The organism is Clostridium sp. UBA1652 (assembly GCF_002320975.1).
GTDB classification, from domain to species: domain Bacteria; phylum Bacillota; class Clostridia; order Clostridiales; family Clostridiaceae; genus Clostridium_T; species Clostridium_T intestinale.
Map to the genome: position 1 here is coordinate 1 of NZ_DCLI01000041.1, position 14,326 is coordinate 14,326.

The 14,326-nt window shown below is 31.3% G+C and carries 20 protein-coding genes; 8 read left to right on the forward strand and 12 right to left on the reverse strand.

What is annotated here, in order from left to right; genetic code table 11:
• Together B3N22_RS07120 and B3N22_RS07125 are read left to right on the forward strand one after the other, a co-directional pair.
• On the forward strand, window positions 1–273 hold a 273-nt coding region (locus tag B3N22_RS07120; protein WP_286905851.1), incomplete at its 5' end, for a hypothetical protein.
• Window positions 274–291: 18 nt separating this feature from the next.
• A complete protein-coding gene (locus B3N22_RS07125) occupies window positions 292–1,170 on the forward strand; it encodes a GIY-YIG nuclease family protein (protein ID WP_286905853.1) in 879 nt (292 codons plus the stop codon).
• 549 nt (window positions 1,171–1,719) lie between these two features.
• On the opposite strand, the gene B3N22_RS07130 is transcribed toward B3N22_RS07125, so the two are convergent.
• The 7 genes from B3N22_RS07130 to B3N22_RS07160 form a co-directional block, all read right to left on the reverse strand.
• Complete coding sequence (locus tag B3N22_RS07130; protein ID WP_047001637.1) at window positions 1,720–1,953, reverse strand: heavy-metal-associated domain-containing protein; 234 nt, start codon at window positions 1,951–1,953, stop codon at window positions 1,720–1,722.
• An 89-nt stretch (window positions 1,954–2,042) separates the two neighbouring features.
• A complete protein-coding gene (locus B3N22_RS07135) occupies window positions 2,043–3,902 on the reverse strand; it encodes a heavy metal translocating P-type ATPase (protein WP_286905859.1) in 1,860 nt (619 codons plus the stop codon).
• Window positions 3,903–3,954: 52 nt separating this feature from the next.
• Complete coding sequence (locus B3N22_RS07140; protein ID WP_047001639.1) at window positions 3,955–4,257, reverse strand: hypothetical protein; 303 nt, start codon at window positions 4,255–4,257, stop codon at window positions 3,955–3,957.
• Window positions 4,258–4,406: 149 nt separating this feature from the next.
• Entirely contained in the window at window positions 4,407–5,330 is a 924-nt protein-coding gene (locus B3N22_RS07145) for a methionine adenosyltransferase domain-containing protein (RefSeq protein WP_286905864.1), read from the reverse strand.
• Window positions 5,331–5,467: 137 nt separating this feature from the next.
• Window positions 5,468–5,875, reverse strand: a complete 408-nt coding sequence (locus B3N22_RS07150) for an ATP-binding protein (RefSeq protein ID WP_286905866.1) — start codon at window positions 5,873–5,875, stop codon at window positions 5,468–5,470.
• 139 nt (window positions 5,876–6,014) lie between these two features.
• Complete coding sequence (locus B3N22_RS07155; protein ID WP_286905868.1) at window positions 6,015–6,584, reverse strand: ATPase; 570 nt, start codon at window positions 6,582–6,584, stop codon at window positions 6,015–6,017.
• A gap of 1 nt (window position 6,585) precedes the next feature.
• Window positions 6,586–6,750 (reverse strand): hypothetical protein, encoded by a 165-nt coding sequence (locus B3N22_RS07160; RefSeq protein ID WP_286905870.1) that lies wholly within the window; start codon window positions 6,748–6,750, stop codon window positions 6,586–6,588.
• Between the two features lie 196 nt (window positions 6,751–6,946).
• Between B3N22_RS07160 and B3N22_RS07165 the strand changes: the two genes are divergently transcribed.
• Window positions 6,947–7,306 carry a helix-turn-helix domain-containing protein gene (locus tag B3N22_RS07165; protein ID WP_286905872.1) on the forward strand — a complete coding sequence of 120 codons (360 nt, stop codon included), beginning with the start codon at window positions 6,947–6,949 and terminating at the stop codon, window positions 7,304–7,306.
• A gap of 289 nt (window positions 7,307–7,595) precedes the next feature.
• Here B3N22_RS07165 and B3N22_RS07170 read toward each other — a convergent pair whose 3' ends face one another.
• The 4 genes from B3N22_RS07170 to B3N22_RS07185 all read right to left on the reverse strand — a co-directional run bounded on the left by B3N22_RS07170 (window position 7,596) and on the right by B3N22_RS07185 (window position 9,887).
• Window positions 7,596–7,760 (reverse strand): hypothetical protein, encoded by a 165-nt coding sequence (locus tag B3N22_RS07170; protein ID WP_286905873.1) that lies wholly within the window; start codon window positions 7,758–7,760, stop codon window positions 7,596–7,598.
• 195 nt (window positions 7,761–7,955) lie between these two features.
• On the reverse strand, window positions 7,956–8,192 hold the full coding sequence (locus B3N22_RS07175) for a hypothetical protein (RefSeq protein ID WP_286905874.1): 237 nt from the start codon (window positions 8,190–8,192) through the stop codon (window positions 7,956–7,958).
• Window positions 8,193–8,287: 95 nt separating this feature from the next.
• A complete protein-coding gene (locus B3N22_RS07180) occupies window positions 8,288–9,427 on the reverse strand; it encodes a hypothetical protein (protein ID WP_286905875.1) in 1,140 nt (379 codons plus the stop codon).
• A gap of 253 nt (window positions 9,428–9,680) precedes the next feature.
• Complete coding sequence (locus tag B3N22_RS07185) at window positions 9,681–9,887, reverse strand: helix-turn-helix transcriptional regulator (RefSeq protein ID WP_286905877.1); 207 nt, start codon at window positions 9,885–9,887, stop codon at window positions 9,681–9,683.
• Between the two features lie 130 nt (window positions 9,888–10,017).
• Between B3N22_RS07185 and B3N22_RS07190 the strand changes: the two genes are divergently transcribed.
• Both B3N22_RS07190 and B3N22_RS07195 read left to right on the forward strand, forming a co-directional pair.
• Window positions 10,018–10,467 carry a helix-turn-helix domain-containing protein gene (locus B3N22_RS07190; RefSeq protein ID WP_238906157.1) on the forward strand — a complete coding sequence of 150 codons (450 nt, stop codon included), beginning with the start codon at window positions 10,018–10,020 and terminating at the stop codon, window positions 10,465–10,467.
• A gap of 44 nt (window positions 10,468–10,511) precedes the next feature.
• Window positions 10,512–10,949: an ImmA/IrrE family metallo-endopeptidase gene (locus B3N22_RS07195; protein WP_286905880.1), complete on the forward strand. Its 438-nt coding sequence runs from the start codon at window positions 10,512–10,514 to the stop codon at window positions 10,947–10,949.
• A 124-nt stretch (window positions 10,950–11,073) separates the two neighbouring features.
• Here the strand turns inward: B3N22_RS07195 and B3N22_RS07200 are convergent, their stop codons facing one another.
• Window positions 11,074–11,199 (reverse strand): hypothetical protein, encoded by a 126-nt coding sequence (locus B3N22_RS07200; protein WP_286905882.1) that lies wholly within the window; start codon window positions 11,197–11,199, stop codon window positions 11,074–11,076.
• Between the two features lie 267 nt (window positions 11,200–11,466).
• On the opposite strand from B3N22_RS07200, the gene B3N22_RS07205 reads away from it, so the two are divergent.
• The 3 genes from B3N22_RS07205 (at window position 11,467) to B3N22_RS07215 (ending at window position 14,216) form a co-directional block, all read left to right on the forward strand.
• A complete protein-coding gene (locus B3N22_RS07205; RefSeq protein WP_286905884.1) occupies window positions 11,467–12,501 on the forward strand; it encodes an ABC transporter substrate-binding protein in 1,035 nt (344 codons plus the stop codon).
• A gap of 154 nt (window positions 12,502–12,655) precedes the next feature.
• Entirely contained in the window at window positions 12,656–13,417 is a 762-nt protein-coding gene (locus B3N22_RS07210) for an ABC transporter ATP-binding protein (RefSeq protein WP_073021963.1), read from the forward strand.
• Complete coding sequence (locus B3N22_RS07215) at window positions 13,407–14,216, forward strand: ABC transporter permease (protein WP_286905886.1); 810 nt, start codon at window positions 13,407–13,409, stop codon at window positions 14,214–14,216. Before B3N22_RS07210 ends, B3N22_RS07215 begins: the two co-directional genes overlap by 11 nt.
• Window positions 14,217–14,326 lie beyond the last annotated feature (110 nt).

A 14,326-nucleotide genomic window follows, 5' to 3' on the forward strand; every position in this document is an offset into this window, starting at 1 on the left:
CACTACTTTATACTAACACCAGTAAAGAATGATGAGGCATATCAGAACGCTATGAAGTATTCTGACGCACAAAATGCACGTGACGAAAGTGATCGTGCTACATTTGAAGCAATATTGAAAACAATGACTTCTGGTATGGAACTCTATACTGCATTCCAAGATGATGTTAGGAACAAAAACAATCAATCGTTTAAAAGATGGTTGCTTGATTATGTTTTCAACTCCACTTATACTCCGGGAGGAAATTCGCAATCAACAGACACTAGAGTTTAAGTGAGGAGGAAATAGTAAATGGCAAGAGGGAAAAGTATAAATCTCTTTCTAATGGATGGAACAGCAACTGGTAGAATGAAATGTACACTTGCTAACTGGACAGGCGTTGCATATAAAATACCACGTACAGAACTTGAAAAATGTAGAGAACGTGATGATTTAAAACAAAGTGGGGTTTATTTCTTGTTTGGGGTTTCTGATCAAACTGGAGATAATATCGCTTATATCGGTCAAGCAGGAGCAAGAAAAAATGGTGAAGGTATATTATATCGCTTACAAGAACACAAGCGTAACCCAGATAAGGATTATTGGACAGAGGCTGTCGTGTTCACAACCTCCAATAATTCTTTTGGTCCAACAGAGATAAGCTATCTAGAAAATCGTTTTTGTAAAATGGCATTAGAAGCTAATCGTTATGATATTAAAAATGGAAACGACCCTACCCCTGGAAATATAACAGAGGAAAAAGAAAGTGAACTCGAAGAGTTTATCGACTATGCTAAAATCGTTATGGGTACATTGGGTCATAAGATATTTGAAGCTATAGACGCAACACTATCTCAAACACCACATCTTGTTTCAAAAGGGGAAGAACCAGCTTTATATCTACACACAGGAAAAGCAAATGCCACAGGAAAGAGAACTAGTGACGGCTTTATAATTTATGCTGGGAGTATGGTGTCTCTTTCACCAACAAAAAGTTGCCCAGATACAATTCTGAAATTAAGAGAAAAATTAGCAGATAAAATTGATGTTAGCGGAGCAGTAAAAGAGAACTTACTATTGAGTAGTCCCTCATCTGCCGCAGCTTTTGTAACATATGCAAGTACAAACGGAAATATTATGTGGAAAACTTCTGATGGTAGAACGTTAAAAGATATTGAAAGCTCAGAATAATAGGTGTTTATCTGTATTTTCTCAGAATACCCCGATTTCTCCAATTGTGAGCAAAACAAAAAGAATTTCAATGCCAAAAAACGGAAGTATTCATTTTTTTCACCATATGCCACAAGTGAATTATTTGCTGATAGTTTACAACATTTCTATCTCCACAACCTATCCAAAAGCACACTTGTCTACCAAACAATGCGAATTTCTATCGGTTGATATATTCCCGTCAAGTACCGATTTTACAAGGGGTTCTGCCATTCTGCTAATCAGCAAAATATGCAGAACCCCTTATTTACTACACTTTCAAGCCTTTTACTTTTCCACTTTTGACATCATTACTACTGTCTCAACATGGCTTGAGCGGAAGTTATAGCTGTCAAATACTAGTAACCAAAATATTTTTATCAGAAATTCTCTTTGTGAGAACATATCCACTGTGGGCTTTCGTGTGTGGGAAGATATCAACGACATTATAACTTGGTAACTGTGTCCTTTACCGTAGATGACATTAACCAGCATCTGATATCATTAAAACCAAACTTATTCCCTCTTATTTTATAAAGCTTTTACTTGAGATTTTATAACTTCATATCCTAATTTATCGATGGCATTTTCAATATCTTTTATAGATACTTTTTCATCATCATATTCCACTCTTACTTTACTTGAATTAAATAGCACCTTTATGCTTTTTTTGTCTACTCCATCTAATGATTTAACTCCATTTTCTATTTTTTGCATACATGATGGACATGTTAATGTTTCTAATTGAATTGTTGCTTTTTGCATTTTTCATCTCTCCTTTAGTTTATGTTAATTGTATTATATACTATTATTATCTATAATAAATTGATTTACATCAAGAATTTTATTTATTTTTATTTTCTTAATTTATAGCGAAGAAGTCTCATACCATTTAAAATCACTACTAATATACTTGCTTCATGTACTAACATACCGATTGACATGTTCATCCATTCACTAAAGAATACGCTGGCAAGAAGGACTAATACAACCCCTACTGCAATAATAATATTTTGAAGCATGTTATTAGCGGTTGCTTTTGTTAAACCTAATGCATGTGGCAAGCGGCTGAAATCTGAATTCATTAAAACAACATCTGAAGTTTCGATTGCTACATCTGTTCCATTTCCCATAGCAATTCCAATTTGTGCTAGAGCTAGTGAAGGACTATCATTTACTCCATCTCCAACAAATGCCACAATTTGACCTTTTTCTTGTAACTCTTTAATATATGTTGCTTTATCTTCTGGCAACATATGTCCATGAGCTTCTGTAAGTCCTAGTTCACGTGCTACTAAATCAACTGTTCCTTGGTTATCACCAGAAAGAACTACTAGATTTTTAACACCAAGTTTTTTCAACTTTTTAAGATCATCTTTTACACCCGGGCGAATTTGATCACGAATACCCATCAATGCTTTTAATTCACCATCAACTGATGTTAAAACAAGTGAATTTCCATTTTTCTCAAATCTGGCAATATCTGCACGAGCTTTTTCACTTAAAAGAATATTTTCTTGCTCCATTAGTGCCACATTACCGACTGCAACTTTATGACCTTCTACATGAGCTACAATTCCTCCACCTTTTACAACATCTGTTTTTTCAACTGTATATAATTTTATATCTCCAATATATTCTACAACTGCTTTTGCTAATGGATGATCTGATTCCTTTTCAACACTTGCTAGATACCCTAATACTTCATATACATTATCTGCATAAATTTCTTTATCAGCTACTTTGGGATTTCCTATTGTTAATGTACCTGTTTTGTCAAATACCATGGTATCTAGTCTGCTAAAGTCACTAATAACCTCGCTACCTTTTAGAAGGACTCCATGACGTGCTCCATTGCCAATCCCCGCGACGTTTGAAACCGGTACACCGATTACCAATGCTCCTGGACATCCTAAAACTAATATTGTAATTGCAAGTTCAATATCCCTTGAAAATATCCATACAATAAAAGAGAGAACTAAAACAGCTGGTGTGTAGTATTTAGAAAATCTATCAATGAAACGTTCTGCTTCTGATTTTGAATCCTGTGCTTCTTCAACCAACTCAATGATTTTACCAAAAGTAGTATCCTCACCTACACGATCAGCAGTGATTTGAATAGTTCCATTTTCTAAAATTGTTCCGGCATATACCCCCGAATCTTTCTTTTTACTTACAGGAACCGCTTCTCCTGTAATACTTGCTTCATTAATATGCCCTTCTCCTGTTAACACTGTACCGTCAACTGGGATTTTTGCACCCGTTTTAACAAGCAAAATATCTCCTACATCAACTTCATCTATTTCTACTTCTTCAAACTCACCATTTTCCACTTGTTTTAAGGCACTTTTTGGTGCCATTTGAGTTAATTCTTTAATTGCAGAACGTGTTTTATTAAGTGTCCTTTGTTCTAGATAAGCTCCAAATAGAAATAAAAATGTAACAATTGCTGATTCTTCGTAGTTTCTAACTATAAAGGCTCCGATAACTGCAATGGTAACTAAAACATCAATACTAACTACTTTGACTTTTAATGCTTGATACGCTTGAATCGCAATAGGTGAAACTCCCAAAATTGAAGCAATTACTAATGCCCATATGGCTATTTGTTCGTTTTCGAAGCCTAATTTACTGACAAATGCAATTATTATTAAAATTGCACTTACTATTGTAATATGGTTTTTTCTTCCTAATATAAATTTTTGCATATTCATACTCCTCCCTATTAGATTATTTATATCTTTTCATTGCTTTGTTTATTTTCTTTTATGCTTCATATGCTTTATCTAATTCTGCTAACATGTTATATACTGCTTCATAACTTTCGCATACATCACCTGGAACTGTATAATTATCTGTGATTTCACGTAATTTTACAAACTCCTCTTTTAAGTCCGGCTTTTCTACTCCCGCATCTTTTGCTTTCTTTGCAAGTTCATCATATACTTTACGAACCTGGTAGAATTCTGGATGATTTCCTCCATGAACTTTTGCTACAACTGGAACATATTGTGCTAATGTTTTTAAATGAGTTTCCTTTACTTGATTAAAATTTAATTGTCTTGACATATTTTTTTCCTTCTTTCTTGTTTTATTTTTTCTTTATCTTGATTATATAATACTATAGATTGAAAGAAATTAAATTGATCTAAATCAAGTTTAGTCTTTTTTAAATGTTTTAATAATTTTTACTACTATTTTACTTTATATTATCACATCTATACCAACAACAATCCATCTAAATCCAAAATCTCAATCTTTCTACCTGATTTTTGTTTTATATATCCTTCATTTTCAAGGTCAGCTAACTTTCTACTAATAGTTTCTGGAGTAGTTCCTAGATAAGAGGCTAAATCCTTTTTACTCATTGGCAATTCAATTTCCATTGGACCATCTCCGCTTTCCATGCATTCTGCAAGAAACAGTGCTAATCTAGTATCTACCTTCTCTGTGGCAAATCTAGTTGTTTGTTTTTCTGATGTTTCTAATCGGTTAGAGAATTCCGATAAAATCTTCAAAGATATAGTAGGGTACTTTAATAAAAATTCTTGCAAATCATTTCTACTAATCATACATACATCGGTATCACTCATTGCTTCTGCATATGCTTCCTGAATTGATTCGCGAAACAAGGCAAGCTCTCCAGTGAAATCGCCTGGATTTAATATTCTCACTAATTGTTCTTTTCCTGAAAACGCACCGCCACCATGAGCTGCAAGACCACCGTAAGTGTCTACCATTATCTTTCTTCCCGTTAGACCTGTATCTGCAGCGGGTCCACCTTCTACAAACCTCCCACTCGGATTGATGAGTATTTCTGTTTCATCGTCAAAGGGGTATTTTTCAAAGACAGGCCAAAGCACCTGCGAGATGACTTCATTTCTTAAAACATCTAGATCTTTATCTGCACCGTGTTGAACAGATACAACAATGGTCTTGATTCGTTTTGGTTTGTCATCTTCATATTCCACTGTCACTTGAGCCTTACCATCTGGGCCAATATCCTTAATCACACCATTCTTCATCACTTTATCCAGCTTTTCGCAAATGGCATGAGATAGAACAAGGGGTAATGGCAACTTCTCACTTGTTTCATTGGTGGCATAGCCATAGACTGTACCTTGGTCACCAGCACCTAACATGGTATCCCCTTATCAATAACATCACCTTTTATGGTTTTTGCTAGAACTTGTGGGGTTTGAAATTTTATAAATTGTAACTTAGCTTCTTCAACTGCACTTTTAGAACAGTTAAAAATTCTAAATTCAGTTCCCTCTAATTAATCTTCTTTTATTTCCTTTATAGTCGCATGTAATGTTTCATATCCACTTCCCTTATTCTTTTCTTTCATTTCAAAATTATATCTATATCCCTTTGATTTAATCTCTACCTTTATTCCTCTTGACGATAAAACTCCTATTGCATCTTTAAGCCCTACCCCAAATTTTCCATTTTTATCATCACGATCTCTTTTTTCAGTTTCCTGATAAATAAAATGTTCAGGTTTTAAGCCTTTTCCCTTGTCTTTAATTACAATACCTTCATTCTTAATAGCTACAATAGCATTTTCATCTTCATCTAATGCATTTGCGATTATTTCTCTTAATGCTAGTGATATTTTCCAATCGCTTAAATAATTTTTTCCTATGTTTAAATCAAAATATAGTATACTCTCTTCCTCTGCCAAGATATTCCCTCAATCTATATTATTGTTTAATTAATTATATTAATATGAACTACTATTTATCTCTTTGTAAGATCCTTTTTCTTAAGGGATTATATTATTACTTAAGAAAAAATAGCTAGTAAAATCTAATAAGTTTTCACTAGCTATTTTTCAATATATTATTTGCCCAATTAGGTATTTTTTTATCTGTCCATATTATCTTACCCTGTTTTAAATACATAATTTCTCTTAACTCTTCTGTATTATCATATACATTGACTTCATCGCATATTTTAATTACATCATCTAGGTTATTTAATGAATCATAATATCTTCTTTCTACATCTTTATCAGGTATTCCATGTCCACCTTTACTTACTCTAATTTTCACTCTTTCTTTAGCAATTTCAGGATTTTGAACACCTATATAATTCATAACTATATAGAAACCTTTTTCTTTTGCAACCTTTATGTTCCTTATTATACTTTTGCCAGATAGTGTCGTCTCTTGATTAAATGATATGCCTTCTAAAATATATTGTTTTACTAACTTAATAGCTTCCCTTGCACATTTCATTTGAAGATTATTATCTTTCCAAGAACCGATTCTAGCAACCATTTCATCAGTATTTATTCTTTTCTCATATTTATTTTCATCATAATAAATAAATTTATATATTGAGGTTTTGCCAGCCCCATTAACTCCTGCAAAAATTGTATAAGTTGGCATACTATTTACCTATAACCTTAGCTTGTTCTTTTTGCAATACTAAGTTAGATAAAGTCATATAAAAATCTTGCTCTTCCTTTGTTTTTGCGTTCTTAAATAACTCTTTCAGTTGACTATATGAGTAATTTATAAAAATATCATATAAATTTATATCTTTATCTACCATTCCACGTACCTCCTAAAGAAAACTACTTTTATAATATTATATACCAAATTCATTAAATGATAAACCAAGCAACTAAAAACATTTGTTTTGTATATATCTTATTATGGCATTTTTGAGTAGTCACCATGTTTTTCCTAAATATGAACTTGCTAAGAAAGTTTATTAACTGTTATAATTTAACAATGGAGGGATTGTTATGAATACTTTTGGTAAAAGAATAAAAAGCTTAAGACAAAAAAAGGGATTAACTCAAGTAGAACTAGGAAAAATTCTTAATGTAACTGATCTTGCTGTAACAAAGTGGGAAAGTGATGCTAGCTTACCTAATACGATCACTTTAATCAAAATTGCAGATTACTTTAATGTATCCATAGACTACCTGCTTTGTAGAAAATATATCTCATATATTAGTTCTGGTAATAACGTCGTTAAAATTCATGAAAAATATCCTTATAATTTATCACCTGAGGATGTTGAAAGATTAATTAATCAGATTAAAGACGTAGGATTTGATATAGACAAATTAATTAAAAATATAAAGGAATCTAATAAGTAGTCATTTATGTGCTTGAGGTTATAATTATATTCAGTCATAATTATTACTGTTTGTGTTAAAAACTAATTCTTGTCAGAAGAGGGTTCATTTTTAGCTAATTGAATCAAAACCCTCTCATTCAAGCAAATAGACACAATAAAACCCCAGAGCATTACTGCCTGGGGTTGGGACGGAGCTTCACATTAACTTTAAGAGAATGTCCACGATTTAGTTCTGATGGACGAAGATTTAAATAATGGTCATGACTACTGCTGTGCCATATACTGAACATAAATAAATTATTATTTATTTATCTATAAAGATGTGCATCTTTCTTTGGTACTGATTTTGCTACACCAGCATCTCTATCAAACACAATAACATGCGTATATTCGTCACTATCATCAGAACAAAACGGGCATTTTGAATATTCAGATTCATCATAAACTTTCATGCAATCCCCACACATTTGCATTTTCTTCTCACTCCTTTCCATTAATTTCGTCACAATCTGTAACTCATCATTATCCTTTAGCATTATCACTATCTTATTAATAAATTAACTTAAGTATAAACTATAGCTCACACAGATATTATCTATACCTCACATTATGCATATACAGAGCAAAAATCAAAAAAATACCCATAGTCAAAAAGAAACTAAAATGAATTATTTAAATACTGAATATATAAATGGCATAGCTAAAAGCACATAAACTAAAACAATCATAAAAACGCCTTTACTATCTTTATATTTTCTAACAGCCTTAATTCCTAATCCCATTATCCCAATAACAAATGCTAAATTATAAATTCTTATACCATTAGATTCTCTCATTACAAATGAAATCACAATTAGTAATACAGCTATTATATATAAGATCTTACTCAATTTATTACCTTTCATATAAACTCCTTAAGTTTTAAAATTTCTCTGTTATTTAAGCTTACTTATCTCTAATTACTGGTAATTATACCATATTCACTGATATAAAGTAACTATTACTCCCATCCAAGTAACTTCTTCTCCAAAGAGTCATAGTCATAATTTCTCCCACTAAAATTATCAAACCTTAACTTACCCTTATTAGAATTCCTAAAGTTTGATTTATTAGCGTAATTACCCTCAAGTATTTTTATATAATTAGATTCTTTTATGATCCAATCAAAGCCACAGTTTCCCCATTTTCCATCTCTCCCAGTTAGAAAATCGCTTGCTTCAACCATGGAGAAAAGCTCTTTAATTTTTTCTATGGATTTAAGTTTTATATAAAAAGCTTTTATATACTTTTCTCGAGTTTTAGACCTTGCCTTAACCTTAGGTAAGGATTTACAAATAGAGTTATAGCAATCTATTATTTCTTCATAGGTCACTTTACTTGAGTCATTTTTAGACTCACTCTCAGATGCTTTATATGAGGTAATCGCCCCCGTAGTATGAGGATTATAACTTTCATCGTTTTTTATAAGGTGTTTATTATTTTCATTTTTATTTTCTTTTTTATTTTCATTTTCCCCGCGTGTCCTGGTACGTATCGTAGAAATGGCTCTACTTGGCTGTTTGTTATTTTCTGATGTTTTTTCTAATTCTTTTTCATAATAATGCTTGGACATATCCTCATTGGTATCGTTGTTAGTAACGTCAGAGGTGTCGTTATAGAAATCCTGATTTACATTATGACAACTATCAGTGTAGGTATCCTTATTAATATCCTTAAACTTATCTATATGTTCTTTAAATATTTCTTTAAGCTTTTCGTTCTTTATTCCATCATAAACATATAGAAGCAGGTTCTTATTTTTAACTTCCTCTAGTTCAGCTTTAATGCAGCACTCAATAGGGGTACCACCTTTATTTAAGTTGTATTTACCCCAATTTTTTATAGCTATTTCACTTGTTTCCTTGTCATAAACAATAAGCTTATATTGATTCATAAATCTCTCTATCATAGAATTAATACTCTCAGTGCTATAGCCTATCTCAAAAGCTATAACCTTTAGTGGTATTCTGTAAACTCCAATCTGTTTTGTATATTTATTTGTAAGAAGATATAGCATAAAAAGTTTATCCTCTGGTGTGAATCTTTCAATTACTTTCTGATCGTTCCAAAAATCTGTGTAAATATATCTAAACTTTGCCATAATTTCCTCCTTTAAAAATAGAACCATTTAAAATTATTTAGTCCTCTCCAAGTTGGTTCTATTCTCATATTTTTGCACCTTTTTAAATAATCTTGAAGAATTTTTATATTCAAAAACCCTTACTCCTTTCCTCAATTTGTGATATAGTAACGGTAAGAGCTGTACCAGAGCTCTTACCCATATCGTTGTATGAAGCAGTTGTTTTTACTTATGTAAAGTCAATTGCTTCTTTTAGCTTTATATAGTTATTTAGTTACTCTTGTTTTACATCTTCATCAAAAAATATTTGTTCAACTGGTATTCCAAAGTGTTTAATTATCTTGACTACTAAATTGCCTTTAGGAGTATACTTCCCTCTTTCTATATTAGATAATGTGGGTCTAGCAATTCCTAGCTTTTCAGCTAATTCTTCCTGGGTTAAATTTCTCTCAGTTCTCAATAATTTAATTCTGTTCTTCATGTATAACACCATCCTTTATTTATAGTGTAATACTGGAGTTAAATATTGTCAATCAAGCTTTACTTTATTTTTCCAAAAAGTTCTTCCCTTTTAGTAATGCATGAATTACAATGATACTGAGGTGTATAAAATGAATAATCTACAGGATTTTTTGATAAACAAAAGAAAAGAGCTTAAACTCAGCTTAAGAAATGCGGCTAATCTAATTGGCATAAGCCATACATATTTAAATACTTTAGAAAAAGGCGTAGATCCAAGGAACAACATTCCAACTAAACCTACTCCTGAAACACTAGAACTAATAGCCAAAGCTTATGATGTTTCTTACAAATACCTTATGAAACTAACAGGCTATTTATCTGAAGAAAATAAAGAACTAACTGCTAAAGATGAAAAGGATATTGAGAAAAGAATAAATAAATTAAGACAAGATTTAATGGAAAGCTCTGAAGGATTTATGTTGTCTGGGGAGCCAGTATCAAAAGAAGCTATAGATAGTATTTTAGATACTTTAGCTTTCGGAGTTCGTCATGCTAAAATTATAAATAAAAAATTCACTCCAAAAAGTTCGCACCATTGAATCTTTAGTAGTAAAAGTTATGGTCAATACAGGGGGTATGAGTCTTGCATTTTATAAAAAGAGAGATTGATAAGATTGTAAAGAAATATCATACTAGAGATCCTTTTGAGTTATGTGATGCACTAAAAGTAAATTGCTACATCTTAGATCTTCATAAAGAAATAAATGGTCTCTATCAGTATGAGAAAAGAAATCAATTTATTTATATAAATTGTAATCTTTCAGATGAACTTCAAAAAGTCATCTGTGCACATGAACTTGGACATGCTATTTTACATAAGAAAACAAATTGTACCTTCCTAAAGAAAAATACATTTTTTAATGTTGATAAACTTGAAAGAGAAGCTAATCTATTTGCTGCTGAACTTATAATACCAAATGATTTCAAGAATTTCATTGGACAGACTTTAAAAGAAATCTCCCATTATTTAAATGTTCCAGAGGATCTTCTAAAACTTAAAATAGACAATCCTCTTCAATGAATATTTTATAAGAAAAAGCTTAAAGAATTTAAATATGCTTTAAGCTTTTTTTATATCTTCATTAGATTCATTTATAGCTTTAATATAACAATATATATTCCTAAAAATATAAAAATTAATATTCCTAAGAATATATAGTGTTCATGCGCCTTACAGCCACTTTTACTAAAATACATCTCATACTTAAATCACAATCTTTTAAGCATTCACATCCTTCAACTTTTGAATTATATAACCCTATTTTTCTCATTTTTATTCACTCCTTTTATAACAGGAATCTAATAAGACTTGAGAAGAAGTCTCTACAGGTCATAGGTTAACAGGAATCTAATGAGACTTGAAAAGAAGTCTCTACAGGTCATAGGTGCATAGCTTAAAAGGAATTTAATGAGACTTGAGAAGAAGTCTCTACAGGGCATAAGTGCATAGGTGATTATTTTTTTCACCAAAAATTAACATTAACTCCCATGAAATCATATTATAAATTAGATTGATTTTACACATTGGAGGATATTAAATGAAGAAACTAAAAGCTTTTTTATCAATTGTTCTTACTTTTGTTTTAATACTTACTGTAGGCGGCTGTACTAAGAAACCTTCTGAGGGAACTAAAGATGTTACTAAGGTTAGATTAAATGAGGTTGTTAGATCAGTTTTTTATGCACCTATGTATGCTGCTATAAACAAAGGCTACTTTGAGGAAGAAGGTATAGAAATAGATCTATCGACTGGCCAAGGGGCAGACAAAACAATGCAGCAAGTTCTTAGTAAAAATGCTGATATAGGTTTTGCAGGTCCAGAACAAGTTGTTTATATTAATAATCAAGGTAGAGAAGATTATCCTGTACTTTTTGCAACTTTAACTCAAAGAGATGGTTCATTTTTGGTTAGCAGAAGTGATGAGAAGAATTTTGATTGGAGTTCATTAAAAGGTAAAACTGTAATAGGTGGAAGGCCTGGTGGTGTTCCTCAAATGACTTTAGAATATGTTCTTAAGAATCATGGATTAAAACCTGGCGTTGATGTTAATTTTGTTACTAATTTAGATTTTACTGCTACAGCAGCTGCTTTTAAGGCAGGCACTGGAAATTATGTTGCTTTATTCGAACCTACAGCTTCTGTTTTAGAAAAAGATGGAGGCGCATATATTGTTAGCTCTATAGGAAAAGAAGCAGGTCCTATTGCTTATACTGGATTTTTTGCTACAAAATCTTATATGGATAATAATCCTGATACCATTCAATCCTTTACTAATGCAATTTATAAGGGTCAATTATGGGTAGCTAAAGCTTCAGATGAAGAAGTTGCAAAAGCTATAGCCTCTTTCTTCCCTGGAACAGATGAAGGAATCTTAGTTAATGTTGTTAAAAATTATAGAGAAGCTGAAGCATTTGCAGAGCTTCCAACAGTTAAGGAAGAAAACCTAACTAAGTTAATGGATATTATACAATCCTATGACAGCTCTCTTATGCCTAAACGTCCTGAATTTAATAAGATAGTTAATAATAGTTTTTCTGAAAAAGCAGTTAGTGAAGTTAAATTAAGTAAATAGTATTCTTATGTTCTGATACTAAATAATAAAAAATTAATAATTTATAGTTAAGAGTTAATGTAGTCGAATTTTATCCTTAACTCTTAACTATTCTCTCTTCACTATTAACTATTAACTGTTCCTTGTACATATTATTTTAAAGGCAGGTGAGAATATGAGTTTATTAAAACTTAAAGATATAAATTTAAACTATCATTCAAAATCTGGAGAAGTTAAAACTCTTAATAATATAAATCTTGAACTATCTGAGGGTGAATTTATAACTATTTTAGGCCCTTCTGGTTGTGGAAAATCTACACTACTAAACATCGTAAGTGGACTTATAGCTCCCTCCTCTGGTGAAATCACTTTTAATGGTGAGTCCATAGAACTACACAAAGATAGGATGGGATATATGTTTCAAAAGGATCATCTATTTCCATGGCTTTCTGTGTGGAATAATGTACTTCTTCCATTAAAGATAAAACATCAACTTAGTGAGGAAAAGCTTCTTAAAGCTGAGAAACTTCTTAAGTCCTATTCTTTATGGGAATTTAAAGATAGATTACCTTCTGATTTATCTGGAGGTATGAGGCAAAGAGTTGCCTTAATTAGAACTTTAACTCTAGATCCAGAGTTATTACTTTTAGATGAACCTTTTTCTGCTTTGGATTATCAAACTAGACTTAAGGTTTGTGATGAGGTTTATGAAATAATTAAAAATGAAGGCAAAACTGCTATTATGGTTACTCATGATATAAGTGAAGCTATATCTTTAGCTAAAAGGGTAATTATATTATCAAAAAGGCCAGCTTATATAAAAAGAGAATTAAATCTAGTCTTCTCTCCTAATGCAGATACTCCTTTCAAAAAAAGAAAAGAGGAAAACTTCAGAAAATATTTTGATGAAATATGGAGGGATTTAGATGAACAATAATAAAGCCGAAATATCTCAAAGTCAAAAACTTTATCTTAGAAATTTAAAAATTGAAAAATTCAAGGTTGGATTTGTTAGGGTTTTTATTCTTGTTGCCTTTGTGCTATTGTGGGAGATAGCTGCTGACAGCAAATGGATAGATCCTTTTTTAACCTCTTCACCAAGTAGAATTGTAAAGTCAACAATTTCACTTTATAATAGCGGCATATTACTAAGGCATATATGGGTAACTTGTTATGAAACCATAATTGGCTTTACCTTAGGTACAGTTTTAGGTACACTGGTTGCTATAGTACTATGGACTTCCCCCTTTACAGCTAAAGTTTTAGACCCTTATTTAGTTGTTTTAAATGCATTACCTAAGGTTGCATTAGCTCCTATTATAATATTCTGGGCAGGTAATGGGATTAAGTCAATAATAGTTATAACTCTTTTAATTTCTATAATAGTTACTATTATAAGTGTTGCCTCTGGTTTTAATGAAGTTGATAAAGAAAAGATTCTTCTATTAAAAACCTTTGGTGCAAATAAGTTTCAAATTCTCAAACACTTAATTATTCCAGCTTCTATACCAACTTTAATCTCTGCTTTAAAAATAAATGTTGGACTTTCTTGGGTTGGTGTAATTATGGGTGAATTTTTAGTTGCAAGAGAAGGTTTAGGATTTTTAATAGTTTATGGTGGTCAGGTAGCACAACTTGATATGGTTATGATGAGCATAATATTACTTTCTATAATCGCTTATTTAATGTATAAAGCTGTTTGGTTTGTAGAAAAAAAGATAACTAACAATTTTTAAATTAGATGTTTTTATGTAAAGAGAACCTAAACCTTGGTTCTCTTTAGTTTTTATTAAATTACCCCTTGTCCCATTAAAACTTCAAAATGTAATTGTTTTAGCTATATATT

Excerpts from the sequence above, each read along its gene's own strand:
- B3N22_RS07135 (WP_286905859.1), bottom strand. The coding sequence starts at position 3,902 with ATGAATATGCAAAAATTTATATTAGGAAGAAAAAACCATATTACAATA.
- B3N22_RS07180 (WP_286905875.1), bottom strand. The coding sequence starts at position 9,427 with ATGGCAAAGTTTAGATATATTTACACAGATTTTTGGAACGATCAGAAA.
- B3N22_RS07210 (WP_073021963.1), top strand. The coding sequence starts at position 12,656 with ATGAGTTTATTAAAACTTAAAGATATAAATTTAAACTATCATTCAAAA.
- B3N22_RS07165 (WP_286905872.1), top strand. The coding sequence starts at position 6,947 with ATGAATACTTTTGGTAAAAGAATAAAAAGCTTAAGACAAAAAAAGGGA.
- B3N22_RS07175 (WP_286905874.1), bottom strand. The coding sequence starts at position 8,192 with ATGAAAGGTAATAAATTGAGTAAGATCTTATATATAATAGCTGTATTA.
- B3N22_RS07190 (WP_238906157.1), top strand. The coding sequence starts at position 10,018 with ATGAATAATCTACAGGATTTTTTGATAAACAAAAGAAAAGAGCTTAAA.
- B3N22_RS07170 (WP_286905873.1), bottom strand. The coding sequence starts at position 7,760 with ATGCAAATGTGTGGGGATTGCATGAAAGTTTATGATGAATCTGAATAT.
- B3N22_RS07125 (WP_286905853.1), top strand. The coding sequence starts at position 292 with ATGGCAAGAGGGAAAAGTATAAATCTCTTTCTAATGGATGGAACAGCA.
- B3N22_RS07185 (WP_286905877.1), bottom strand. The coding sequence starts at position 9,887 with ATGAAGAACAGAATTAAATTATTGAGAACTGAGAGAAATTTAACCCAG.
- B3N22_RS07205 (WP_286905884.1), top strand. The coding sequence starts at position 11,467 with ATGAAGAAACTAAAAGCTTTTTTATCAATTGTTCTTACTTTTGTTTTA.
- B3N22_RS07155 (WP_286905868.1), bottom strand. The coding sequence starts at position 6,584 with ATGCCAACTTATACAATTTTTGCAGGAGTTAATGGGGCTGGCAAAACC.
- B3N22_RS07145 (WP_286905864.1), bottom strand. The coding sequence starts at position 5,330 with ATGTTAGGTGCTGGTGACCAAGGTACAGTCTATGGCTATGCCACCAAT.
- B3N22_RS07200 (WP_286905882.1), bottom strand. The coding sequence starts at position 11,199 with ATGAGAAAAATAGGGTTATATAATTCAAAAGTTGAAGGATGTGAATGC.
- B3N22_RS07215 (WP_286905886.1), top strand. The coding sequence starts at position 13,407 with ATGAACAATAATAAAGCCGAAATATCTCAAAGTCAAAAACTTTATCTT.
- B3N22_RS07130 (WP_047001637.1), bottom strand. The coding sequence starts at position 1,953 with ATGCAAAAAGCAACAATTCAATTAGAAACATTAACATGTCCATCATGT.
- B3N22_RS07140 (WP_047001639.1), bottom strand. The coding sequence starts at position 4,257 with ATGTCAAGACAATTAAATTTTAATCAAGTAAAGGAAACTCATTTAAAA.
- B3N22_RS07160 (WP_286905870.1), bottom strand. The coding sequence starts at position 6,750 with ATGGTAGATAAAGATATAAATTTATATGATATTTTTATAAATTACTCA.